Origin of the sequence: Rhodovulum viride, assembly GCF_003265965.1 — a bacterium.
GTDB classification, from domain to species: domain Bacteria; phylum Pseudomonadota; class Alphaproteobacteria; order Rhodobacterales; family Rhodobacteraceae; genus Rhodovulum; species Rhodovulum kholense.
Map to the genome: position 1 here is coordinate 108,655 of NZ_MUAV01000008.1, position 23,388 is coordinate 132,042.

General features: G+C 68.8%; 21 protein-coding genes and 1 pseudogene. 18 read left to right on the forward strand and 4 right to left on the reverse strand.

What is annotated here, in order from left to right; translation table 11 throughout:
- Nucleotides 1-25 precede the first annotated feature (25 nt).
- From BYZ73_RS08865 to BYZ73_RS08875, 3 genes are read left to right on the forward strand one after another with little or no spacing between them, the layout of a single operon-like run.
- Nucleotides 26-985 carry an ABC transporter permease gene (locus BYZ73_RS08865; protein ID WP_112315688.1) on the forward strand — a complete coding sequence of 320 codons (960 nt, stop codon included), beginning with the start codon at nucleotides 26-28 and terminating at the stop codon, nucleotides 983-985.
- Entirely contained in the window at nucleotides 985-1,830 is an 846-nt protein-coding gene (locus BYZ73_RS08870; RefSeq protein WP_112315689.1) for an ABC transporter permease, read from the forward strand. The genes BYZ73_RS08865 and BYZ73_RS08870 overlap by 1 nt, the downstream gene beginning before the upstream one ends.
- A complete protein-coding gene (locus BYZ73_RS08875) occupies nucleotides 1,830-3,500 on the forward strand; it encodes an ABC transporter ATP-binding protein (protein WP_112315690.1) in 1,671 nt (556 codons plus the stop codon). The genes BYZ73_RS08870 and BYZ73_RS08875 overlap by 1 nt, the downstream gene beginning before the upstream one ends.
- Here the strand turns inward: BYZ73_RS08875 and BYZ73_RS08880 are convergent.
- A complete protein-coding gene (locus BYZ73_RS08880) occupies nucleotides 3,497-3,997 on the reverse strand; it encodes an Lrp/AsnC family transcriptional regulator (RefSeq protein ID WP_075784525.1) in 501 nt (166 codons plus the stop codon). The genes BYZ73_RS08875 and BYZ73_RS08880 overlap by 4 nt on opposite strands.
- A 209-nt stretch (nucleotides 3,998-4,206) precedes the next feature.
- On the opposite strand from BYZ73_RS08880, the gene BYZ73_RS08885 reads away from it, so the two are divergent.
- Nucleotides 4,207-5,532 carry an NAD(P)/FAD-dependent oxidoreductase gene (locus tag BYZ73_RS08885; protein WP_112315691.1) on the forward strand — a complete coding sequence of 442 codons (1,326 nt, stop codon included), beginning with the start codon at nucleotides 4,207-4,209 and terminating at the stop codon, nucleotides 5,530-5,532.
- Nucleotides 5,533-5,599: 67 nt separating this feature from the next.
- Here the strand turns inward: BYZ73_RS08885 and BYZ73_RS23545 are convergent, their stop codons facing one another.
- Both BYZ73_RS23545 and BYZ73_RS08890 read right to left on the reverse strand, forming a co-directional pair.
- Entirely contained in the window at nucleotides 5,600-5,896 is a 297-nt protein-coding gene (locus BYZ73_RS23545; protein ID WP_220086816.1) for a hypothetical protein, read from the reverse strand.
- A complete protein-coding gene (locus tag BYZ73_RS08890; RefSeq protein WP_220086817.1) occupies nucleotides 5,893-6,558 on the reverse strand; it encodes an NAD(P)/FAD-dependent oxidoreductase in 666 nt (221 codons plus the stop codon). The genes BYZ73_RS23545 and BYZ73_RS08890 overlap by 4 nt, the downstream gene beginning before the upstream one ends.
- Nucleotides 6,559-6,676: 118 nt before the next feature.
- On the opposite strand from BYZ73_RS08890, the gene BYZ73_RS08895 reads away from it, so the two are divergent.
- From BYZ73_RS08895 to BYZ73_RS23565, 8 genes and pseudogenes are all read left to right on the forward strand, one after another.
- Nucleotides 6,677-7,753, forward strand: coding sequence for a LysR family transcriptional regulator (locus BYZ73_RS08895; RefSeq protein WP_220086818.1), 1,077 nt, complete (start codon nucleotides 6,677-6,679; stop codon nucleotides 7,751-7,753).
- Nucleotides 7,642-8,517, forward strand: a pseudogene (locus BYZ73_RS23995) (hydantoinase/oxoprolinase N-terminal domain-containing protein); the annotation flags it as partial. The gene BYZ73_RS08895 and the pseudogene BYZ73_RS23995, both read left to right, overlap by 112 nt.
- Before the next feature lie 46 nt (nucleotides 8,518-8,563).
- On the forward strand, nucleotides 8,564-9,709 hold the full coding sequence (locus BYZ73_RS24000) for a hydantoinase/oxoprolinase family protein (RefSeq protein WP_281269465.1): 1,146 nt from the start codon (nucleotides 8,564-8,566) through the stop codon (nucleotides 9,707-9,709).
- Nucleotides 9,709-11,454 (forward strand): hydantoinase B/oxoprolinase family protein, encoded by a 1,746-nt coding sequence (locus tag BYZ73_RS08905; RefSeq protein WP_220086819.1) that lies wholly within the window; start codon nucleotides 9,709-9,711, stop codon nucleotides 11,452-11,454. The genes BYZ73_RS24000 and BYZ73_RS08905 overlap by 1 nt, the downstream gene beginning before the upstream one ends.
- A gap of 185 nt (nucleotides 11,455-11,639) precedes the next feature.
- Nucleotides 11,640-11,816, forward strand: coding sequence for a 2Fe-2S iron-sulfur cluster-binding protein (locus BYZ73_RS24080; protein WP_220086820.1), 177 nt, complete (start codon nucleotides 11,640-11,642; stop codon nucleotides 11,814-11,816).
- On the forward strand, nucleotides 11,816-11,935 hold the full coding sequence (locus tag BYZ73_RS24140) for a 2Fe-2S iron-sulfur cluster-binding protein (RefSeq protein WP_220086821.1): 120 nt from the start codon (nucleotides 11,816-11,818) through the stop codon (nucleotides 11,933-11,935). Before BYZ73_RS24080 ends, BYZ73_RS24140 begins: the two co-directional genes overlap by 1 nt.
- On the forward strand, nucleotides 11,932-12,264 hold the full coding sequence (locus BYZ73_RS23560; RefSeq protein ID WP_220086822.1) for an NAD(P)-binding protein: 333 nt from the start codon (nucleotides 11,932-11,934) through the stop codon (nucleotides 12,262-12,264). The genes BYZ73_RS24140 and BYZ73_RS23560 overlap by 4 nt, the downstream gene beginning before the upstream one ends.
- A complete protein-coding gene (locus BYZ73_RS23565) occupies nucleotides 12,192-12,473 on the forward strand; it encodes a hypothetical protein (RefSeq protein ID WP_220086826.1) in 282 nt (93 codons plus the stop codon). The genes BYZ73_RS23560 and BYZ73_RS23565 overlap by 73 nt, the downstream gene beginning before the upstream one ends.
- 91 nt (nucleotides 12,474-12,564) lie before the next feature.
- On the opposite strand, the gene BYZ73_RS08920 is transcribed toward BYZ73_RS23565, so the two are convergent.
- On the reverse strand, nucleotides 12,565-14,004 hold the full coding sequence (locus tag BYZ73_RS08920) for an IS1182 family transposase (protein WP_112315692.1): 1,440 nt from the start codon (nucleotides 14,002-14,004) through the stop codon (nucleotides 12,565-12,567).
- A gap of 205 nt (nucleotides 14,005-14,209) precedes the next feature.
- Between BYZ73_RS08920 and BYZ73_RS08925 the strand changes: the two genes are divergently transcribed.
- From BYZ73_RS08925 to BYZ73_RS08955, 6 genes are all read left to right on the forward strand, one after another.
- Nucleotides 14,210-14,986: a (2Fe-2S)-binding protein gene (locus tag BYZ73_RS08925; RefSeq protein WP_245943099.1), complete on the forward strand. Its 777-nt coding sequence runs from the start codon at nucleotides 14,210-14,212 to the stop codon at nucleotides 14,984-14,986.
- A gap of 90 nt (nucleotides 14,987-15,076) precedes the next feature.
- Nucleotides 15,077-16,540 (forward strand): aldehyde dehydrogenase family protein, encoded by a 1,464-nt coding sequence (locus BYZ73_RS08930; RefSeq protein ID WP_112315694.1) that lies wholly within the window; start codon nucleotides 15,077-15,079, stop codon nucleotides 16,538-16,540.
- 22 nt (nucleotides 16,541-16,562) lie between these two features.
- Complete coding sequence (locus BYZ73_RS08935) at nucleotides 16,563-17,609, forward strand: tartrate dehydrogenase (RefSeq protein WP_112315695.1); 1,047 nt, start codon at nucleotides 16,563-16,565, stop codon at nucleotides 17,607-17,609.
- Nucleotide 17,610: 1 nt separating this feature from the next.
- The gene (locus tag BYZ73_RS08940) at nucleotides 17,611-19,050 is read left to right on the forward strand and encodes an NAD-dependent succinate-semialdehyde dehydrogenase (RefSeq protein WP_112315696.1); all 1,440 of its coding nucleotides are present in this window, start codon (nucleotides 17,611-17,613) and stop codon (nucleotides 19,048-19,050) included.
- 127 nt (nucleotides 19,051-19,177) lie between these two features.
- Entirely contained in the window at nucleotides 19,178-21,562 is a 2,385-nt protein-coding gene (gene amt / locus BYZ73_RS08945; RefSeq protein ID WP_112315697.1) for an ammonium transporter, read from the forward strand.
- Nucleotides 21,563-21,872: 310 nt separating this feature from the next.
- A protein-coding gene (locus tag BYZ73_RS08955) for an IS3 family transposase (protein WP_425451074.1) occupies nucleotides 21,873-22,957 on the forward strand; the annotation gives its coding sequence in 2 pieces (ribosomal slippage) (nucleotides 21,873-22,053 and nucleotides 22,053-22,957; 1,086 coding nt in all).
- Nucleotides 22,958-23,388: the final 431 nt, after the last annotated feature.

The following is a 23,388-nucleotide window of genomic DNA, read 5'->3' on the forward strand; positions in this document are numbered from 1 at the left end:
CCCACGCAGGAGGAGAGCCACGTCCGTGCAGGCATCCCTGATCCCCTATATCCTCGTCGCCCGGCGGCTGGGCATCGCGCTGATCACCCTGATCATCGTGTCCTTCGCCGTCTTCTTCGCCACCGACCTTCTGCCCGGCGACGTGGCCGAGATCCTGATGGGGCAGGCCGCCACCCCCGAGGCGGTCGCGGGGCTGCGCGAGGCGATGGGGCTGAACCAGCCCGCCTTCCTGCGCTTCCTGGGCTGGCTCGGCGGGCTTTTTACCGGCGATCTGGGCACCTCCTATGTCAACCAGATGCCCGTGGCCGACCTGATCGGCGGCCGGCTGGCGAATTCGCTGAAACTGGCAGGCGTCACCACGGCCGTCTCGGTGCCGCTGGCGCTGTTTCTCGGGATCACCGCGGCGATGTGGCGCGGCTCGGTCTATGACCGGATGGTGACCGCGCTGACCATCACCGTGATCTCGGTGCCCGAATTCATGGTCGCGACGCTGGCCGTTCTGATCTTCGCGGTCTGGCTGAAATGGCTGCCCGCGCTCAGCTTCGGGGCCGAGGTCGGCACCTTCTGGGCGCTGCTGAAAGCCTATACCATGCCGGTCATCACCCTGACCTTCGTGGTTTCGGCCCAGATGATCCGCATGACCCGCGCGGCCCTGATCGAGACCATCGACACCCCCTATGTCGAGATGGCGCGGCTGAAGGGGGCGGGCCGCATCCGCCAGGTGCTGCGCCACGCGCTGCCGAACGCGCTGGGGCCCATCGCCAATGCGATGGCGCTGTCGCTGTCCTACCTCGTCGGCGGGGTCATCATCGTCGAGACGATCTTCAACTATCCGGGCGTCGCCAAGCTGATGGTCGACGCGGTCGCGACCCGCGACCTGCCGCTGATCCAGTCCTGCGCGATGATCTTCTGCGTCAGCTACCTGACGCTCATCACCCTGGCCGACCTGGTCGCGATCCTGTCCAATCCGAGGCTCCGCCGCTGATGCCCAAACCGATGTTCCTGTCGCCCGCCCGCCATGGCTTCCGCTTCAACTGGGCCGGCCGGATCGGCCTGGCCATCGTGCTGCTCTGGGGGGCGGTGGCGCTGGTCGGGCCGCTGATCACCCCCTATCCGGTGGGCGAGATCGTCGACTGGGACTATTTCGGTCCGATGTCGCAGAAATTTCTGCTGGGCACCGATTATCTGGGCCGCGACATGCTTTCGCGCATCCTGATGGGCGCGCGCTATACGGTGGGCATCTCGCTGGCGGCCGTCACCATCGCCTGTTCGGTGGGCGTGGTGCTGGGGATGATCGCCGCCGTGGTCGGCGGGATCTTCGACATGGGACTGTCGCGGCTGCTGGATGCGATCAACGGCATTCCGGGGCTTCTTTTCGGGCTGGTGGTCGCCGCCGCCGTCGGCTCGTCGCTGACCGTGCTGATCCTGACGCTGGCTACGATCTACATGCCCGGAGCCTACCGCTTTGCCCGGTCGCTTGCGGTGAACGTCAACACCATGGATTTCGTCACGGTCGCCCGGGCGCGGGGCGAGCGGACCCCCTATCTGATCGCGCGCGAGATCTTTCCCAACATCCTCGGCCCGGTGCTGGCCGATCTGGGCGTGCGCTTCGTCTTCATCGTGCTGGTGCTGTCGGGCCTGTCGTTCCTCGGGCTCGGGGTGCAGCCGCCCAATGCCGACTGGGGCGCGCTGGTGCGCGAGAATATCGGCGCGCTTAGCTTCGGGGCGCCTGCGGTGGTGTTCCCGTCGCTGGCCATCGCCTCGCTGACGATCTCGATGAACCTCTTCATCGACAACCTGCCCACCCGTATCCGCGACAGGAGCGCCTGATGCCCGACGCCAGCCAGCCTCTTGTCACCGTCCGCGACCTGCATATCGGCGCGGTCACCGATTCCGGCCGACAGGTCGAGATCATCAAGGGCGTGTCCTTCGACATCCAGCCCGGCGAATTCGTCGCGCTGATCGGCGAATCCGGGTCGGGCAAGACCACCATCGCGCTGTCGCTGATGGGCTATTGCCGCCCCGGCTGTTCGATCGCGGGCGGCACCGTCACGCTGGACGGCCGCGACGTCACCGCGATGTCCGAGGCCGACCGCGCCGAGCTGCGCGGCACCGAGGTGTCCTACGTGCCGCAATCGGCCGCCGCCGCCTTCAATCCCTCGAAGCGGATCATGGATCAGGTGGTCGAGATCACCGGCATCCACCGCCTGATGCCGCGCGCCGAGGCCGAGGCCAAGGCGGTCTCGCTGTTCCGCGCGCTCGCCCTGCCCCAGCCCGAGACCATCGGGCGGCGCTATCCGCACCAGGTCTCGGGCGGCCAGCTACAGCGGCTGGCCGCGGCCATGGCGCTGATCGGCGACCCGAAACTGGTGATCTTCGACGAACCGACCACGGCGCTTGACGTCACCACCCAGATCGAGGTGCTGCGCGCCTTCAAGGCGGTGGTGCAGAAAGGCGGCGTCTCGGGCGTCTATGTCAGCCATGACCTGGCCGTGGTCGCCCAGATCGCCGACCGGATCATCGTGCTGAAGGGCGGCGAGATCCAGGAAGAGAACACCACGCCGAAGATCCTGACCGAGGCCCGCCACCCCTATACCCGGGCGCTGCTGGCGGCGGTCGATCCGGTGCCGCACCAGCCGCGCAGCATTGCCGGCCTGCAGCCCCGCCCGCCGATCCTCGAAGCGATCGACCTGCATGCGGGCTATGGCACCTTCCAGAACGGCGAACCCGCCGTGAAGGTTCTGAAGAACATCAATTTCCGGCTGGAACGGGGCCGCAACCTTGGGGTCATCGGCGAATCCGGGTCCGGGAAATCGACCCTCGCCCGCGCCGTTTCGGGAATCCTGCCACCCTATCGCGGTGCGGTTCTGCTGGACGGGCACGAGCTTGACGGCGATCTGAAAGAGCGCCGCAAGGAAGACCTCAGGCGCATGCAGATCGTGTTTCAGCTGGCCGATACCGCGCTCAATCCGGCCCAGACGGTCGGCAGCATCCTTGCCCGCCCGCTGAAATTCTACCACGGGCTCAGGGGCGCGGCCCGCGACGCGCGGGTCGATGCGCTGCTGGACATGGTGCACCTGCCGGCCGCGCTGAAATACCGGCTGCCGCGCGAGCTGTCGGGCGGGCAGAAACAGCGGGTGAACCTCGCCCGGGCGCTGGCCGCCGAGCCCGAGCTGATCCTTTGCGACGAAATCACCTCGGCGCTCGACACTGTCGTGGCCGCCGCGATCCTGAAGCTGCTGGAAGAGCTGCAATCCGAACTGAACCTCAGCTACATGTTCATTTCGCACGACCTCTCGACGGTCGAAGCGATCTGCGACGACGTGCTGGTCATGTACAAGGGCGAGGTGGTCGAGGAACTGCCCGCGGCACGGATGTCGGCCGAGGCCGCGCATCCCTATTCGAAACTGCTGATCTCCTCGGTGCCGCAGATCGATCCGGGCTGGCTCGACAGTCTCGACCAAGACCCCGAATTGCTGGCCGCCTTCTCGCGCCGCTAGGTGTCGAGCTTGCCCGCGAACAGGCTGGTCAGCGGGATCTGCGACTTGATGAAGGGCGACTTGATCACGACGAAGCTGAAATACTTGTCGATGCCGATGTCGCGGTCGATCAGGCTTTCCATGATGGTCTGATAGTCGACGATGCCGGCGGTCACGAATTTCAGCAGATAGTCGTAGCCGCCCGACACCAGATGGCATTCGATGCAGGATTCGATCTTGGCCACGGTCTGCTGGAACCGCGAAAAGTCGATATGGCGGTGGTTCTTCAGCGTGACCTCGGTGAAGACGGTCAGGGTCTCGCCCAGCTTCGCCAGATCGATCTGCGCGCTGTAGCCGGTGATATAGCCCGCCGCCTGCAGCTTCTTGACCCGCATCAGGCAGGGCGAGGGCGAGAGGTTCACCAGCTCGGCCAGCTCGACATTGGTGATCCGCCCGTTCTTCTGCAACTCGGACAGGATCTTGATGTCGATGCGGTCAAGTTTCTGGCGGCTGTCCATGGGTCGTCCTCGGCGGTAAGGCGTCATCGGGGGGCGCCAGAGGCCCCGGCGGGCGGTCTGCGGCCGTCTGACGCAACGTCCGAGAAACGCCTTCTCACGCTGTTCGGCAAGGGCAATTCCGCAGGAAATGCTGTTTCCGGCGCGGATTCTGGCAGGTACGGGCGCGTCGGCTGGCCTAACGTCGGCCCCGAACAGACCGGAGTCCCCTCATGCCCGCGCCCCTCCACCGGATCGAAACCCCCGATATCCTGCCCGAATCCGCCGATTGCGTCGTCATCGGCGCAGGCATCGTGGGCGTGTCGGCCGCCTATTGGCTGGCCGCGGCCGGACAGAAGGTCGTGCTGCTGGAAAAGGGGCTGGTCGGCGCCGAACAGTCCTCGCGCAACTGGGGCTGGTGCCGCCAGCAGAACCGCGACGCGCGCGAACTGCCGCTGGCCACCCGAAGCCTCGAGCTTTGGGACCGCCTGACCGCCGAAACCGGCACCGATCTCGGCTTCCGCCGCTCGGGGCTTCTCTATCTCTCGAACGACCCCGCCGAGATCGAGGGCTGGGCCGACTGGGGCCGCTTTGCCCGGGGCGCGGGCGTCGATACCCGGATGCTGAGCGCCGCCGAGGCCGCCGAGCGCGGCGCCGCGACCGGGCAGGCCTGGGCGGGCGGGGTCTGGTCGCCGACCGACGGCATCGCCGATCCGGCGCGCGCCGCGCCCTTGATCGCGACCGGCGTGACGAAGCTGGGGGGCACCGTCCTGCAGAACTGCGCCGCCCGCGGGATCGAGCGTGAGGCGGGCGCCGTCAGCGGCGTCATCACCGAAAAGGGCGTGATCCGCACCCGCCAGGTGGTGCTTGCGGGCGGCGCCTGGGCCGCGAGCTTCCTGCATCAGTTGGGGCTTCGGGTCCCGCAAGCCTCGGTCCGCAGCTCGATCCTGTCGCTCGCGCCCGGCGGCGGCGATCTTCCGGCGGCGCTTCATACCGCCGCCGTTTCCGTCACCCGGCGCGGCGATGGCGGGCATACACTGGCAATCTCGGGCAAGGCCAGTCTCGACCCGACGCCCGGCGCCCTGATGGGCGCGCGGCACTTCCTGCCGATGTTCGCCAAGCGCTGGCAGGCGCTGGCCCCGGGCGGGTTCCAGGCCTGGGCCGCGGGCTTCGAGACCCGGCGCCGCTGGGCGATGGACGCCCCCACCCCGATGGAGCGGGTCCGCATCCTCGACCCGCGCCCGGCGCCGAAGCTGATCGCCGAGACGCTGACCCGTGCCCGCCGCCTGCTGCCCGCACTGAAGACGCTGCCGGTGCAGGCCGAATGGGCGGGCTATATCGACAGCACGCCCGACGGGGTGCCGGTCATCGACGGCGAGATCGGCGTGCCGGGCCTGCTGCTGGCGGCGGGGTTCTCCGGGCATGGCTTCGGCATCGGCCCCGGTGCTGGCCATCTGGTGGCCGACATCCTGCTGGGCCGCCCGCCGATCACCGAAATCGCGCAATACCGGCTGGCGCGTTTTGGCGGGGCGCAATGGGGCAAGGTCTCGGAGTTCTGAGCCGGTCATCGGGCGAAGCGCCCGATCCCGAACTCGGCCAGCGGGGTCATGCAGGCCCCGGTCGCGATCAGCTCGGCCATGGCGTCGCCGACACCGGGGCAATGCTGAAGGCATGCAACAGCCCCCGCGTTGTGCCCGAAGCCCCCAGCGCAGGCAAAAGTCGCACGAGCGCCCGCACCTGCCCCGGCAGCCGCGCCGGATCGGCTTGGGCATGACCGGGGTCAAGCGCCACCGCCACCCGTTCGGCCGCGCCGCCGAAGATGATGTTGCCGCGCTCGACCTGCCGCAGATAGCCGTTCCGGCCCGCGTCCCGGGTCCAGATCCCGACCACCGGCAGCACCCGGTGCGGCAGCGGCTCGGTCACGCACATCTGCGAGCCGAACGCTTCCAGCGGCACCGGCTCGCCGAACCTCGCCGCGATCCCGGCTCCCAGGCCCCGGCCGCGTTCAACAGGACCCCGGCGCCAAAGGTGCCTTGCGCGGTCGCAACCTCGAAGCCCGAACCGGTCTGGCGGATATCAACCCGCCCCGCCTCTTCGACGATCCGCACGCCCAGCGCGCGGGCGGCAGCGGCGAAGGCGGGCGCGATCAGGCGCGGATTGGCCGACCCGTCCTCGGGCGAGAACGAGGCCGCAATCGCCTCGGGCCCGAACCCCGGAAAGCGCGCGCGGATCTCTGTCGGCGCCAGCTCCTGAAGGTCGAGCCCCCAGGGCCGGGCGGCCTCGGCAAAGGCGCGCATGTCCGACAGGCCGTCGGCGTCGAAGATCAGCCGCAGATGCCCGGTCGCGCGGAACTCGACATCGCGGCCCAGAAGCGCCTCGGCCTCGCCCCAAAGCGCGCGGGACCGATGGGCCAGCGGCAGTTGCGGCAGGTGGCGCCCGGTCCGGCGGATATTGCCGAAGGCGGCGATGGTGGCGCCGGTGCCGATCCGGCCGCGCTCGACCAGCGTCACCCGAACCCCGCGCCGGCCCAGGAAAAAGGCCGAGGCCCTTCCCATCGGCCCGCCGCCCGGAACCGGTGCATCCATGCTGCCGCCACCTGACTTTGTCCTCTGCAAGTTTGGCGGCGTGGGGTCTTTGCGTCAAAGACCGGATCGGGATAACCTCATAAGCTGGACCTATGAAAAGCCGATGCGCGCACGCCAGATGGAAGTCTTTAGCGCCATCATGCGGGCGGGCACCGTCACCGCCGCCGCGCGGATGCTGAACATCTCGCAGCCGGCGCTGCGCCAGATCCTTCTGCATACCGAGGACGAACTGGGCTTTCCGCTGTTCGACCGGATCAGGGGCCGCCTGCATCCGACGCCCGAGGCCATCGGGATCTTCCCCGAGGCCGAACGGATCTTCGCCTATCTCGAAGGGCTGCGCCCGAAGACCGCCGATCTGCGGCATGGCCGGGCCGGGCTGGTGCGGATCGCGGCCTCGACCCCGCCCGCAATGGCCGTGCTGCCCGGCGCGCTGGCCGCCTTCCGGGCGCGCCATCCCGAAATCCTGCTGCGGTCTCACATCGCGCCGCTGGCCTCGATGATCCGGATGCTGCGCGCGGGCGATGCCGGGCTGGCGCTGGCGCTTGACGACCGTCTTGCCCCCGATATCGCGGCCGAGGTCCTGAGCCGTGTCGGCTTCGCCTGCCTTCTGCCCGCAGGCCATCCGCTGGCCGCGCAGGAAAGCCTGAGCCTTGCCGATCTGGCGGAGGCGCCGCTGATCTTCCATCGCGGCGACACCCGCCCCGGCGAAGAGCTGGCCCGCGCCGAGAGCGTGACCCTGACCGCCAGCCTCGAGATCGACGGCTCGATCTCGGCCGTGGGCTTCCGTGCAGGCGGGATTGGGGCTTGCCCTCGTCGATGCACTGCTGCCCTGGGCGCAGTTCGCGGGTATCGCGGTCCGGCCGCTGACGGCCAGCCCGACCGTGCCGCTGGCTCTGCTCTCGGCCCGCAACCGCCCGCTGTCGCAGGCCGAGACCCGGCTTTGCGGCCATCTGCGCCAGACCTGCCCAACGCTGCCCGCCCTTTCCGCATAAGCGTGACTTCTGCCCCCTGCCGGGATGCGTCTTGGACCGCGCCCCGGCCCGCGTGCCAGCCTCGGCCCCGAAACAGCAAGGGACAGGTGGCATGGACGGACGCGGCGCTTTGCCAGCCGACTGGAAGGTCGGCGTCGATATCGGCGGCACCTTCATCGACTTCTGCGCGCTCGAGACGCGCTCGGACCGGGTGGCCTCGCTGAAGGTGCTGACCACGCCCGACGAGCCGGGGGCCGTGCTGATCACCGGCCTTTCCCTGCTGGCCGGGCGCGAGGGGCTGGCACCCGGCGACATCATCCGCTTCGTCCATGGCACCACCGTCGGCATCAACACGGTGATCCAGCGCAAGGGGGCGCGGCTCGCACTTCTGACCAATGCGGGTTTCGAGGACGTGATCGAGCTGGCGCGCCTGAGGATGCCTGCCATGTATTCGCTGTTCCGCGCGCGTCCCGATCAGCTGATCGCCCGCGACATGGTCTTCGGCATCCCCGCGCGGCTGCGGGCCGATGGGCGGGAAACCCTGGCACCGGACATGGCTGCGGTGGCCGGGGCCGTCGCCACGGCCCGCGCCCGGGGGGCCGAGGGGATCATCGTGGCCTTCCTGCATGCCTGGCGCGACGGCGCGCAGGAGGCCGCGATCAAGGCCGAAATCCAACGCCTTGCACCGGACCTTTTCGTCTTTACCTCGCCCGAGGTCTGGCCGGTGATCCGCGAATACGAACGCACGACGACCGCGATCCTGAACGGGTACGTGCATCCGCGCGTCGCGGGCTATCTCGGCGCGCTCGAGGACCGGCTGGCCACGCAGGGCGTGCCCAGCCGGTCCTTGCTGACCAAGTCGAATGTCGGGGTGATGAACGCCGCCGAGGGCAAGACCGCCTGCGTGAACATGCTCTTGTCGGGCACCGCCTCGGGGGTGATCGGAGCCGCCTGGCTGGCCCGGCAGGCGGGCGAGGACAAGGTGCTGACGCTCGATATCGGCGGCACCTCGGCCGATTTCGCGCTGATCGTCGATGGCACCGCGCAATTCGGCACGGGCGGCGGTGGGCGAGTTTCCGTTGCACATGCCTTCGGTCTCGGTCAACTCGATCGGGATCGGCGGCGGGTCCATCGCCTGGATCGACGATCACGGCGTGTTTCGGGTGGGGCCTTACACGGCCGGGTCAAGCCCCGGCCCCGCCTGCTATGGGCGCGGCGGCACCAAGGCGACGGTGACCGATGCGATGGCCGATTGCGGCTGGCTCGGACATACGGAAATGGCCTATGGGCAGCTCGACATGGACCCCGCGTTGGCCCGCGCGGCGGTGGGCGAACTGACCGCGATCCTCGAGCGGCCGCTGGCCGAAACGGCGCAGGCGATCCTCGATATCGCGGTTTCCGAGATGTTCGTCGAGGTCGAGAAACTGGCCCCGCGCGCGGGCGTCGATCTGCGGGAATTCACCCTGATGCCCTTCGGCGGCGGCGGCCCGATGTTGGGCGCGTTCCTGGCGCAGGAGATGGGCATCTCGCATGTGATGGCGCCGCGCCGTCCCGGCGCCGTCTCGGCGCTTGGCGGACTGGTGGCCGATCTCAGGGGCGATTTCATCCGCAGGGTCTTTGCCCTGCCCTCGCCCGAGGTCCTGCCGGGGCTGCGGACCTCGCTGGCCGACCTGATCGCCGAGGGCCGCCAATGGCTGACCCATCAGGGCCATGACGGCGCCGTCGATCTGATCCTGTCGGCCGACATGCGCTATCACGGGCAAATCTATGAAATCGAGGTGACGCTGGACCCAGCCTGGATCGAGACGGGGGATCTGGGCGCCATCGCGGCGGCCTTCCACGCGACACATGCGCGGATCTACGACTTCGACGACCCGACGGGCACGGTCGAGATGGTCAACCTGCGCCTGACCGCCATCGGCGCGGGCCCCGCATTGAGCCTGCCCGAGGCAGAAGAGGCAAAGACCGCCGCGACCGCACTGAGATCCGTCCGGGTCCATACGGGCGGCGCCGAACAGGATGTGAACCTCTATTCCCGGGACGATCTGACCCCGGGCACAAGGTTCGAAGGCCCCGCCGTCGTCGTCCAGGAAGACACCACCGTCGCGATCCCGCCCGGGGCGCTGGCCCTTGTGGACCGGCACCTGAACCTTCATCTGCAGATCGAGGAGCGCGCCTGATGTTTGATCGCATGACCCTTCAGGTTCTCGCGAAACATGCCCGCGCCGCGGCCGAGAACATGGCCCATACGCTGCACCGCACCGCCCATTCCGCCTTCGTCAAGGAGACGCAGGATTTCACGGTGATGCTGATGGACCGCGCGGGCCAGACCTTCGCCGTGCCGATGGATCTGGGCGCCACCTGGTGTCCGGGGCTGACCTGTGGCCGCGCAATCGACATGGTGGATGACTACCGCCCGGGCGATGTGGCCTTCACCAACGCCCCCTATTCGGGCCATGTCGCGACCCACGCCCCCGACACCCATCTGTGGAAGCCGATCTTGGCGGACGGCGAGATCGTCGCCTGGTCTGGCGGGCATATCCACAATACCGACATGGGCGGCGCCGTGCCCGCCTCGCTGTCGCGCGCGCTGACCGAGATCCATCAGGAGGGCATTTGCGTTCCGCCGATGAAGCTGGTGAACGAGGGGGGCTTCGACGCGCAGATCCTGCGGATCATGACGACGAACGTGCGCAAGCCCGATCTGAACATCGGCGACATCAAGGCGCTGCTCGGCGCGCTGAACACGGGCGAACGCAAGGCCCATGCGATGATCGCCAAGTTCGGCAAGGCGACGTTTCTGGACGGGGTGGAGGAGCTGCTCGACCGTGCCGAGGCCCAGGCCCGTGCCGTGCTGGCGGCGATGCCCGACGGGACATGGGAGTTCGCCGATTATGCCGCCGAGGATTCCGAAAAGGCCAATCCCTGCCGGCTGAAGCTGCGCCTCACGATCCGGGGCGACGAGGCCATCCTCGATTTCACCGGGTCCGATCCGCAGATGGCCAGTTCGCTTAACGTGCCCTCGGGCGGCGATCCGCGCCACACGGTGCTTTTGGTGGGCGTCTATTACGTCCTTTACACCCTGAACCCGAAGATCCTGCTGAATAAGGGGCTCGCGGGCCCCTTCACCTGCATCGCGCCCGAGGGCACCGTGCTGAACCCGGTGGCGCCCGCCGCGGTCGGCATGCGGTCGCTGACCTGCGCGCGGCTGCGCTCGGTGATCTTCGGCGCCTTCTCGCAGGCGGTGCCCGACCGCCTGCCCACAGCACCAGCCGGTAACAACTGCAGCGTCAACGTGATGACCACCGACGAGCGGACCCGGCGCAACATCATCGCTGCGGTGAACCCGGTCGTGGGCGGTGGCGGCGGCATGCCCCATCGCGACGGCACCAATGGCTCGGGCGCCGATGCGGCCTACCTGAAGAACACGCCCATCGAGATCACCGAAACCGAAACCCCGGTCGAATTCGTGAAATATGGGCTTGCGCGCGATTCCGGCGGCCCGGGGCGCTGGCGCGGCGGGCTTGCGACCGAGATGGCGTTCCGCGTCTTCGCCCCCGATACCCGCATCACCGTGCGCAACCGCGACCGGTCCTTCTTTCGCCCCTGGGGCTTACTGGGGGGCCGGGCGGCGGGGCTGTCCGATATGGTCGTCAATCCCGGCACACCGAATGAGCGGCGTCTGGGCAATGTCGATGCCGCCGTGCTGCAACCGGGCGACGTGCTCGAGATCCGCTCGGACGGGGGCGGCGGGCGCGGCGATCCGATGGCGCGCGAGCCCTGGCGGGTGGCTTGGGACGTGGCGCGGGGCTATGTCTCGGCCGGGGCCGCCGGTCGCGACTATGGCGTGATGCTGCCCGAGGGCAGGGTCGACGAGGCCGCGACGGCGGCGCGGCGCCGCCCGGGCCACGCCCGCGGCCTATGACGCGCTGAGTGCGATCCTGTCGGCGCTGCCGATCCACTGGCGGTTCTTCGCCAAGACCGAAATCTTTGCGCGGATGGACGGCGCACCGGCGCCGAAGGCGTCGCGGCCGCGTTCGAGGCGGTCTGCGCTCGTTTCCCCGACCTGCCCCGCCCCGCCAGGACCACAGAGGCCATTGAGGCCGCCGAATGACCGGTCAGCTCGTCCGGCTGGCGGAAAAGGGCCGCCCGCCCGTCCGCTTCATGCTGGATGGCCGCGCCTGTCAGGCCCTGGCGGGCGACACGGTGCTGACGGCGGTGCTGACATCGGCCCGGAGCCTGCGCGCGGGCGATGCAGGCCCAGAACGGCGCGCCGGTTCTGCCTGATGGGCGCCTGTCAGGATTGCTGGGTCTGGCAGGAAGACGGGCCGCGGCTCCGCGCCGGTTCGACGCCCGTCGCGCCGGGCATGCGGCTTCTGTCGCAGCCGCCGGAAAGCTGGCCATGACCCGGGTCGTCATCGTCGGCGCGGGCCCCGCGGGCATCCGCGCGGCCGAAACCCTGGCCCATGCCGGGCTTTGCCCGATGGTGATCGACGAGGGCACGCGCGCGGGGGGCCAGATCTACCGCCCCCCCCCGCAGGCTTCGCCCGCCCTCCTGCCACGCTTTATGGCAGTGAGGCCGCCAAGGCGGTCGCGCTGCATGACTGTTTCGACGGGCTTGTGGCCCGGGGCCGGATCGACCATTGCCCCGAAAGCTCAGTCGTGGCGATCCGCGACGGGGTGCTGCATGTCCTTGGCCCTGAAGGGCTTTTGCCCTGCCCCTTCGACCGGCTGATCCTTGCATCCGGCGCCACCGACCGGCTGGCCCCGGTGCCCGGCTGGCAGGCGCCGGGGGTGTTTTCGCTTGGCGCCGCGCAGATCGCGCTCAAGTCGCAGGGCGTGGCGCTGGGACGGCGGATCGTGCTGGCCGGAAGCGGCGGAGGCTGTGTGGAGACGGGCCGGCAGGGGTTTTCGGATGCTGATTTGCCCGGATGCTCGCTTTAGCCGTCTCAGACATCCCCTGGCGCGCGTGGCGGCCCGGCGATCCCTTTCGGGCAAAGCGCAACGTCTGCGCTTGGGGCGCGGCACCCCCCGATCAGGCCGGAATGGCCCGCATCAGGCCCCGGATGGCGATCAACGCGACCACCCGCTTGATGTTGTAGGCAAACACATTCAGCGCCATCTCGCTGCGGACGTTCTTCAGCCTCCGGGTCAGGAAATGGGTGTGCCCCATCCAGGCCTTGCGCGTGCCGAACGGGTGTTCCACGGTGCAGCGGCGCAGGGTCATCGGATCCGCATGCCCACCCAGCCTTTCGCGCATCGCATCGACCAGGTGTTCATGGTCCCACCGGGTGATCCGACGTTCCTTGCTGGTGGTGCAGCGGTGACGAACCGGACAATCCTGACATTCATTGGTCCAGTGGCGGCCGACCCGCAGGCCGTCCTCCTCGCGCGAGTAGCGATAGTTCAGCTCTTCTCCCGCTGGGCAGACATAAACCTCGCGGGCCGGATCGTAAGCGAAGTCGGCCTTCACATGCATGCCCTTGCCCAGGTTGCCCGATGTCTCGGGGCGCGGCATGGTCGTGGTGATCCCCGCCTGAGGACAGGCCAGGATCTGAGACCCGCTGAAATATCCCTTGTCGGCAATGGCGTGCAGGTCGTCGCGCTGAAGGGCCTCCCTGGCCGCGGCCGCCATCGGGCTCAGCTGGTCGCGATCGAAGCCCTGATTGGTCACGTCATGTGCTACGATCAGATGCGTCTCGGTATCGACCGCGGCCTGGACGTTGTGGCCGACCATGCCGCCGTGCCGGGCGCTGGTCGCCATGGCCCGGGCATCGGGATCCGTCAGCGAGATCTGCCCGTCGGGCGCCTCGGTCAGGGCCTTCTCCATTGCCTTCAGCCGGGCAATCTCCTGCCGGATACGACCGTAGCGGCGAGCAAGATGGGCGACCTTGTCAGCCCGGGCTTCCCCCTCTTCCTGGCGGTCGATACGGGCCATGTCATCGACATACCGCGAGACATCAGCCTCCAGATGGGCCAAGCGGCTGGCGATCTTGTTCTTTGTGAAGTTCCTGTCGCGGTTGTTCACGGCCTTGAACTTGCTGCCGTCGATGGCCACGCAATCGCCCTTCAGCACCCCGATCCGCCGGCACAGCTCCACGAACTGCGCGCAGGTCCTGCGGATCGCTGCCCCGTTATCGCGCCGGAAATCGGCGATGGTCTTGTGATCGGGCACCAGGCGGCCGGTCAGCCACATCACCTCGACATTGCGACCCGCCTCACGCTCCAGGCGACGGCTGGACGGGATGCGGGTCAGATAGCCGTAGATGAAGAGCTTCAGCAGCACAGCCGGATGGTAGCCCGGGCGACCGGTTCGGGCGGGCACACAACGCTCGAAGCCGAGCGCCGGAAGATCAAGCTCCTCGACGAAGAGATCGACGACACGGACCAGGTGATCCTCGCCGATCCAGTCCTCGAGACGATCAGGGAAAAGCGTGACCTGCTCCCGGTCGATGCCATCGATGAAGCCCGCCATCCCTGCCTCCTGCCAACTCGCGGAAGCTTAACACGGAACAGCGTTTCCACACAGCCTCGGCCGGCTGCTGACGCTGGTCGCGGCACAGCTGCAGGCGGCCGGAGCCGGGGTCGCCGCCGTTCTGGACACCGCACCGCTTGGGGCGCAGGCCCGGGCGCTGCCCCAGCTGGCCGCCCGACCCGTCGTCACGCTGCGAGGGCTGACGATGCGGGCGCGGCTCGGGCGGCTGTTCCGCGCGGGCGTCACGCTCGGGCGGATCGAGGCAGATGCCGAGGGGCCGACCGCGCTTTGCTGGCGCGACGCGCGCGGACAGGCGCGGCCCCCCTGCGATACCGTCGCGCTTGGCTGGCACCTGCGGTCCGAAACCCATCTGGCCGAACTGGCGGGCGCGCGCCTTGTCCACGATCCGCTCTGGGCGCAATGGCGGCCCGAGACCGACCCGATGGGCCGGGCGGGTGCCGGGCTTTATCTCGCGGGCGACGGGCTTTGCCTTCTAGGCGCCGACGCGGCCGAGATCGCGGGGCGGCTGGCCGCCATCGCCTGCCTTCAGGATCTGGGCCTGCCCCACCCCGCGTCCGATCTGCGCCGCCTCAAACGCCCGCGCCGCTTTGCGGCCGGTCTGGCGCAGGCCTTTCCCGACCCCGCCGCCAGGGTCGCGGCACTGCCCGACAGCGCCGTCATCTGCCGCTGCGAGGGCATCACCGCGGGCGCGCTGCGCGAAAGCGCGGCCCATGGCGGGGCGGAGGCGAACCGGGTCAAGTCGCTGTCGCGCGCCGATATGGGCCGCTGTCAGGGCCGCTATTGCCAGATCGCCGCAACCGAGATCCTGGCCGCCGCCACCGGGATCGCGCCAGAGATGCGGCCGGCCGAGGCGGGACGGATGCGGGCCCAGGCCCCGGCGCGGCCGCTGCCGGTCTCGGCCTGCCTGGCCCGCCCGGACCCCGGCCGGTCGCAGACGATCCTGCCATCCGGGCGGCGCTGACAGCGGAATATGCTGCGCGCCCCGGCACTTCGGCAGGAAGATACGGGGGGCCATCGGCTAGGCTCGGCCCGAGATCACAGCGGAGGAGCCATGTCGCTCAGTTTCGACCCGGCACGCCTGTCCCTGCCGGAGGGTCATTTCATCGGCGGGCGCTATCTGCCCGGCCCCGACGCCATCGAGATCCGCGCGCCCTCGGACGGCCGCATCCTTGGCGCGATCCCGCAAGCCGATGCCGGGACCGTCAACCGCGCGGTCGAGGCCGCCCGCACGGCACTTGCCCGGTCGGGCTGGGCCGATCTGGCCCCCCGCGACCGGGTTCGAGCGCTGCAGGCCTGGGCCGATCTGATCGAGGCCGAGGCCGAGGACCTGGCCCGGATCGAGGCCGTGGCTTCGTCCCGCCCGATTGCCGAGGCGGTGCCGGGCGATGTCGCGATCCTGGCCGAACAGATCCGCTTCTTCGCGGAATTCGCCGACAAGGAGGGCGGCAGCCTGGTGCCGACCGGCGCCGGGCGGATGGGGATGATCGCGTCCGAACCCTATGGCGTCGTCGGCGCCATCACGCCCTGGAACTTCCCGCTGTCGATGGCGGGCTGGAAGCTTGGCCCGGCACTGGCCGCGGGCAATGCGGTGGTGCTGAAACCCTCCGAGATGACCCCCTGGTCGACGCTGCGCCTGGCCGAACTTTCGGTGCGCGCGGGCCTGCCCGAGGGGCTGATCAACATCGTGCTCGGCGACGGGCCGAACACCGGCGCGGCGCTGGTCGCCCATCCCGGCATCGCCAAGGTCTCGTTCACCGGCTCGACCCGGGCGGGCGCGGCGATCATGGAAAACATCGCGCGCAGCGGCATCAAGCCGATGACGCTGGAACTGGGCGGCAAGTCGCCGCAACTGGTCTTCGCCGATGCCGATCTGGACCTCGCCGCCGACTGCATCCTGCGCGGCATCACCGCGAATGCCGGTCAGGTCTGCGTCGCCGGATCGCGCCTGATCGCCGAAGCCTCTGTGGCCGAAGAGCTGGCCGCGAAAATCGCCGCGAAGATGGCCGGGATCGCCCCCGGCCCGACCTGGGAGGCGACCACCGGCTATTCGCCGATCATCTCGGAGGCCCAGCTGTCCCGCATCGACAGCCTCGTGCAGGCCGCCCGGGCCGAGGGCGCCGGGGTGCTGTGCGGCGGCGAACGCCTCGACCGGCCCGGCAGCTTCTATGCGCCCACGATCCTGACCGGGCCTGGCGCGGACTCGCCCGCCATCACCGAAGAGATCTTCGGCCCGGTCCTGACGGTCGAAACCTTCGGAACCGAGGACGAGGCGCTGGCCCTGGCTCGCCATCCGACTTATGGCCTCTGTTCGGGGATCTACACTCGCGATCTGTCGCGCGCGCTGCGGATGACCCGCGCGATCGAGGCGGGCACGGTCTGGGTCAACCGCTATGGCCGCTCGCGCGACCACATCCTGCCCACCGGAGGCTGGAAATCCTCGGGCCTTGGCAAGGATCTGGGCCGCGAGGCCTATCTGGCCAACCGACGCCAGAAATCCGTTCTGATCGACCTTTGAGCCGCCTTTTCAGGAGACGACCATGACCAACCACAAGATCGCCCTGATCCCGGGCGACGGCATCGGCGTCGACGTGACCGATGCCGCGATGGAGATCGCCACCGCCGCCGCCCGGCGCTTCGGCTTCACGCTGGCGACCGAGACCTTCCCCTGGTCCTGCGACCATTACCTGGCCACGGGGCGGATGATGCCCGAGGACGGGATCGAGACGTTGCGCGGCTTCGACGCGATCTATCTGGGCGCGGTCGGCTGGCCCGCCACGGTGCCGGATTCCGTGTCGCTGCACGGGCTTTTGCTGCCGATCCGCAAGGCCTTCGCGCAATATGCCAATATCCGGCCGCACCGGCTGCTGAAAGGCGTCGAAGGCCCGCTGAAGTCGGAAGGCTTCGACATTCTCTGCATCCGCGAGAATACCGAGGGCGAATATTCCGGCGCGGGCGGGCGCGTGCATCAGGGCACGCCGGGCGAGGTCGCGATCCAGACCTCGGTCTTCACCCGGATGGGCGTCGAACGCATCCTGCGCTTTGGCTTCGAGCAGGCGCGCGCGCGGCGCGGGCATCTGACCTCGGTGACGAAGTCGAATGCCCAGCAGTATTCGATGGTCTTCTGGGACGAGGTCACCCGCGAGGTTGCCGCCGACTACCCGGACGTGACCGTCGAGCCCATGCATATCGACGCGATGGCCGCGCGGATGGTGATGGCGCCCGAAAGCCTTGACGTGATCGTCGCCTCGAACCTTTTCGGCGACATCCTGACCGATCTGGGGGCGGCCATTCAGGGGGGCCTTGGCTTCGCGGCCTCAGCCAATATCAACCCCGACCGCAGCGCGCCCTCGATGTTCGAACCCGTGCACGGGTCGGCCCCCGATATCGCGGGCAAGGATATCGCCAACCCCATCGCCGCGATCTGGTCGGCGGCGATGATGCTCGATCATCTGGGCGAGGCCGAGGCCGCCGCCGCGATCCTTGCCGCCATCGAGGCCGCCACGGCGCAAGGCATCGGCACCCGGCCCGGCAGCCATTCCACATCCGCGATCACCCAAACCGTCAAGGCGGCGCTGGAGGCCTGAAATGACCCTGAACGATCCCGATCTTTTCCGCGAGGCCGCGCTGATCGGCGGCCAGTGGACCGCCCGCGCCGACATGGCGGTGACCGATCCCGCGACCGGCGCCACCATCGGCCACATGCCCGACTGCACCGCCGCCGAGACCGAGGCCGCCATCGCCGCCGCCGCGGCCGCCATGGGCCCCTGGAAGGCCCGCAGCCATGCCGAGCGTGCCGATCTGCTGATGGCCTGGTACGACCTGATGCGCGCCCATGAGAACGATCTGGCCCGGATCCTGAACGCCGAGCAGGGCAAGCCGCTGGCCGAGGCCCTGGGCGAGATCCGCTATGGCGCGAGCTTCGTGCGCTGGTTTGCCGAAGAGGCCCGCCGGATCAATGGCGGCATCATCCCCTCGCCCACGCCCGACAAGCGCATCCTGACGCTGAAGGAACCCGTGGGCGTCTGCGCCATCATCACGCCCTGGAACTTCCCCAACGCGATGATCACCCGCAAGGTCGCCCCGGCGCTGGCGGCAGGCTGTACCGTGGTCATCAAGCCCTCGGACTTCACCCCCTATTCGGCGCTGGCGCTTGGGGTTCTGGCCGAGCGCGCGGGCATCCCCGCGGGCGTCATCAACATCCTGACCGGCCGCCCCGAAGAGATCGGCGCGACGCTGACCGGGTCCGCAATCGTGCGCAAGCTGTCCTTCACCGGCTCGACCCGGGTGGGGGCTCTGCTGATGGAGCAATGCGCGCTCACGGTGAAACGCCTCAGCCTGGAACTGGGCGGCAATGCGCCCTTCATCGTCTTTGACGACGCCGATCTCGACGCGGCGGTCGAGGGCGCGATGGCCTCGAAATTCCGCAATGGCGGGCAGACCTGCGTCTGTTCGAACCGGATCCTGGTGCAGGCGGGCATCCATGACGCCTTCGTCGAGAAGCTTTCGGCCCGGGTCGCTGCGCTGAAGGTGGGCGCGGGCACCGAGGACGGCACCCAGATCGGCCCGATGATCAACGCCGCCGCCATCGCCAAGATCGAGGCCCATGTCGCCGACGCGCTGGCAAAGGGCGCGACCCGGGCGACCCCCGCCCGCGATCTGCCGCCGCAGTTCGCCGATCCGGTGGTCCTGACCGGCGCCACGACCGCGATGCGGCTGGCCTCGGAGGAAACCTTCGGCCCGGTGGCGCCCATCTTCCGCTTTAAGACCGAGGCCGAGGCGCTGGCCCTCGCCAATGGCACGCCCTTCGGGCTGGCCGCCTATTTCTACACCCGCGATCTGGCCCGCGCCTTCCGGGTCGGCGAGGCGCTCGAGTTCGGTCTGGTGGGGCTCAATACCGGCGCGGTCAGCCATGAGGTGTCGCCCTTCGGGGGCGTCAAGACCTCGGGGCTCGGGCGCGAGGGCGCGCAGGCCGGGATCGAGGAATACCTTGAAACCAAAGCCTTCCATATGGGCGGCCTGCTCTGATCGAGGCAGGGCGCGCCCATCGGCGCGCCCTTTCCGGGGCCCCGGCGGCAGTGGCCCCGGGCGGTTAATTCTTATTTCGGATGTGGGGACTAGGCAGGGAGTCGTTTTCAACCAGTGAGCCCTGTTCATGAAAGCTGTCCTGGCGGTTCTCGCCACCCTCCTGACGCCTGGGATTGCAGCCGCCGGCACCGAGCGTTTCGCGCTTCATACCGACCTCGACCATGTCTGGACGATGACCGCCGCGGCGCTGGTCTTCATGATGCAGGCGGGCTTCCTGCTGCTCGAGGCCGGGCAGGTCCGGTCCAAGAACTCGATCAACGTCGCCCAGAAGAACCTGGTCGATTTCATCCTGTCGACGCTGGCCTTCGGCTCGATCGGCTTTGCGCTGATGTTCGGTCCCAGCCTCGGCGGATGGATCGGGTTTTCTTCCGACTACATTTTCTTCAACACCGAAGGCGACTGGTCGCTGACCTTCTTCGTCTTCCAGCTGATGTTCTGCGGCACCGCGGCCACCATCGTCTCGGGCGCGGTCGCGGAACGCGCGACGATGTCGGGCTACATGATCTGCACCCTGCTGATCGGCTGCCTGATCTACCCGGTCTCGGGCCACTGGGCGTGGGGCGGGCTGCTGTCGGGCGAGACCGAGGGCTGGCTCGCGCGGCTCGGCTTCATCGACTTCGCCGGGTCGACCGTGGTGCATTCGGTCGGTGCCTGGGTGGCTCTGGCCGCGATCATCCTCATCGGACCGCGGCTCGGGCGCTATGACGCAGCGGGACGGCCGGTCACGCTCCATGGCCATTCGCCGGTCCTGTCGACGCTGGGCGCGCTGATCCTCTGGATCGGCTGGATCGGGTTCAATGGCGGATCGACCAATATCGGGTCCGGCGCCATCGCCGGGATCATCGCCAACACCATCGTCTCGGGCGCGGCGGGCGGTGCGGTCGGGCTGATCATCGGAGCGCGCAAGACCGGCATCTACCGGCCCGAGCATCTGATCAACGGCTCGCTGGCCGGTCTGGTCGGCATCACCGCAGGCTGCGACGCGGTCGCGACGCAATCGGCCTTCCTGATCGGGGCCAGCGCGGGCGCCGTCGCCTTCCTTGCGCGTGAGATGCTGGACCGGGTCTGGCGGCTAGACGACCCGCTCGGGGCGATCTCGGTGCACGGCGTCGCAGGGGCCTGGGGGACGCTGATGGCGGGCGCCCTGGCCCGGCCCGATGCGCTGATGGCAGGCAGCCGGATCGCCCAGATCGGTGTGCAGGCCCTGGGCATCGGCGCGGTCTTCGTCTGGGCCTTCGGCACGGCCTTCGTTCTGCTGCGGATCGTGGACGCGCTGCTGCCCGCGCCCGACGGGCCGCGCGGCGGGCTTCGCGTCACGCGCGAGGCCGAGGAGGCCGGGCTGAACATTGCCGAACACGACGCGCCGCTGGGCCTTTCGGGGCTGGTGCGGGCGATGGCCCGCATCGCCGAGAACCCCTCGGCCGAGATCGGCAGGATCGAGACCGAACCGGGCGAGGAATCGCACGAGGCGGCGACCCTGTTCAACGGCATCGCCGAGAACATCCGCCGCAAGGCCGAAACCGACCGGCGGCTTGCCGACCAGTCCGAGGCGTTGCTGGCCGATCTGGCCGGGACCATCGAGGCGGTGCTGGACGGGCGGCTCGACCGGCGCATGCAGATCGGGCACGAGGGCCCCTTCGCCCGGGTGCCGGGGTCGATCAATGCGATGATCGGGTCGGTCGAGACTATGGTCGGCGAGATCGCCGCCTCGGCCCAGTCGGTCGCCGCCCATGCCGCGCAGCTCAGCGCCCAGAGCGCGACGCTGACCTCGGGCTCGACCGATCAGGCGCGCCAGATCGGGTCCGTTTCGGAAGAGATGGCCGAGCTGCGCGCCGAGGTCGACCGCAACGGCGCGCGTCTGGAACAGGCGTTGCTGAATTCCGAGCTGGCGCGTCAGAGCGCGGCCGATGCCGCCGAGATTTCGCAGCGGGCCGTGGCCGGGATGGAACAGGCCAGCGCCGCGATCGGACGCATCGCCGCCGGGCTCGAGATGATCGACGAGGTCGCCTTCGCCACCCGGCTGCTCAGCCTCAACGCCTCGGTCGAGGCGGCCCGGGCCAGCGGCACGGCCGGCGCGGGCTTTTCGGTGGTGGCGCAGGAGGTGCGCAGCCTCGCCGAGACCACGACCGCCTCGGCGGCCGACATCCGCGGCATGCTGAACGGGGTGCGCGAGACCGTCACCGGCGCGGTCCGCGAGGTCGCGGGCACCGATCACGCGCTGGAAGACATTCGCGGCCGCATCGCCTCGAACGCCACGCTGCTGGCCGAGGTCGAGGAAATGGAAGCGCGCTCGCGCACCCTTCTGGCGCGGGTCGAAACAACGTTGTCCGACCTAGCGCAATCCTCGCGAAAGGTACTGGAAGAGGCCGACCAGACCCGTCAGGTGGCAAGCGAGCTGCATTCGAACGCCGCCCGCACCACCGCCACGGTCGAACGGTATCGCGCCGCCTGACCCTGCCGCAAAGGCCCGGTCCCCGCTCCGGTCGCGGGCGGAATCTTGCAAACCTCGCGGGCGGCCGATCGAGCGGCCCCCGAGTTTGCCCCAGAGTTTGTCTCTGAGTTTGTCTCTGAGTTTGTCTCTGAGCTTACCCTTGAGCTTGCCCCTGATATTTCATCCGGTTGCGACCTGCTCCCCTGAACTGTTTTCGTTTTGAGGTTAGCCTGTTCTCCAGACGGGGAGACAGACGAAGAAGAGAAGCCGTTTCAGCGAGTTGGAATGGGACCGTGGCCCAAGTGGGGCCGCGTAAGCCCATGGAAACCAGATCATTGGCATCCTGAAGGAGCATCAGGCCGGGCTGGGCGCGAAGGAGGTGTGCCGCAAGCACGGCGTCAGCGACGCGACCTTCTGCAAGTGGCGCTCGAGATATGGCGGCATGGAGGTTCAGGATGCTCGGCGGCTGAAGGCGCTGGAGGCCGAGAACGCGAAGCTGAAGAATACGCTGGGAAAAAACTTCCAAGACCCGGTTCGCGGCGTCGTGCCGTGGACTGGGCCATGAAGGAGAAGAGCTGCTGGCAGCCGCGCGCCTGTGCGCTGGCCGGGATCGACCCGCGCGTGTATCGGCGGCAGCCGATCAGGCCGGAGGACCGGGAGTTGCGCGAGCGGCTGCGGGACCCGTCCGGCGAGAGGTGGCGGTTCGGATATCGGCGTCTTCACATCCTGCTGCGGCGGGAAGGTTGGGCACTGAACTGGATCGAAGCCCGTCAATCAAACGATCCGGGGGATCGTTTGCAGGGCGTAGCGCTCTACCGGATCCACCGCGAGGAGGACCTCACCGTGCGCAAGCGTGGGAGCCGCAAGCGGGCGCCGGGCACCAGGGCGCCGATGGCGATCCCGCAGGGACCGAACCGGCGCTGGTCGCTAGACTTCGTCTCGGACAGTCTGAGCGATGGCCGCCGCTTCCGGATCCTGTGCGTGTTCGACGACTTCAGCCGGGAATGCCTGGCGACGGTCGTCGACACCTCGCTTTCCGGCATCCGGATCGCCCGAGAACTGGATCGGATCGCCGAGATCAGAGGCCATCCCTGCATGGTGGTCAGCAACAACGGGACCGAGCTGACTGCGAACGCCATCCTCAAATGGCATGAGGATCGTCGGATCGAATGGCATTACATCGCGCCGGGGAAACCGATGCAGAACGGCTTTGTCGAGAGCTTCAATGGCCGCCTGAGGGACGAATGCCTCAACGAGCATCTGTTCGCCAACTTGCGCCCTGCCCGCGGCCTGATCACGGCGTGGAGAGACGACTACAACCATCACCGCCCCCACACGATCCTCGACGGGCTCACCCCGTGGGAGTATCACCAAAGGTCGAAAGAGGACCAAACCCTGAACAGAGCTAACCTATAAACGCGGACTCCGAGGGGGCAGGTCAGTCGCGACCTTGTCCCGGCCGGCGTTCTCGCCGAACGGCGCTGGGCGAGCAATCGCCCGAAGCCCGCAGCCTTGCTCCGGGCCTTCGTCCCGCAGAGCGGGGCGATTGCGGCGGTCAGGGTTCGTGCGTGATCGGCCGGAGTCCGATCCTCCGGGGCCGGCGCCCGGCGGAGCAGGCGGCCGCCCGGGCCGCGATCACGGGCGTTGATCAAGGCGCCACCGGTTTGCGCCCGGTGGCCGACCGCGTGAGACCGGCCGCCGGGCAAGGTCGCGGTCGGCAGATCGGCGTGCATCCGGCCGTTGACAGGCGCCGCAAAGCCGTTCCGCATCGGCTTGCCAGGTCCGTCCGCTTCCGGTTCGTCGGACGCTCACCGCGCCCGATCCCCTTCCGTGCCGGATCGGCGGCC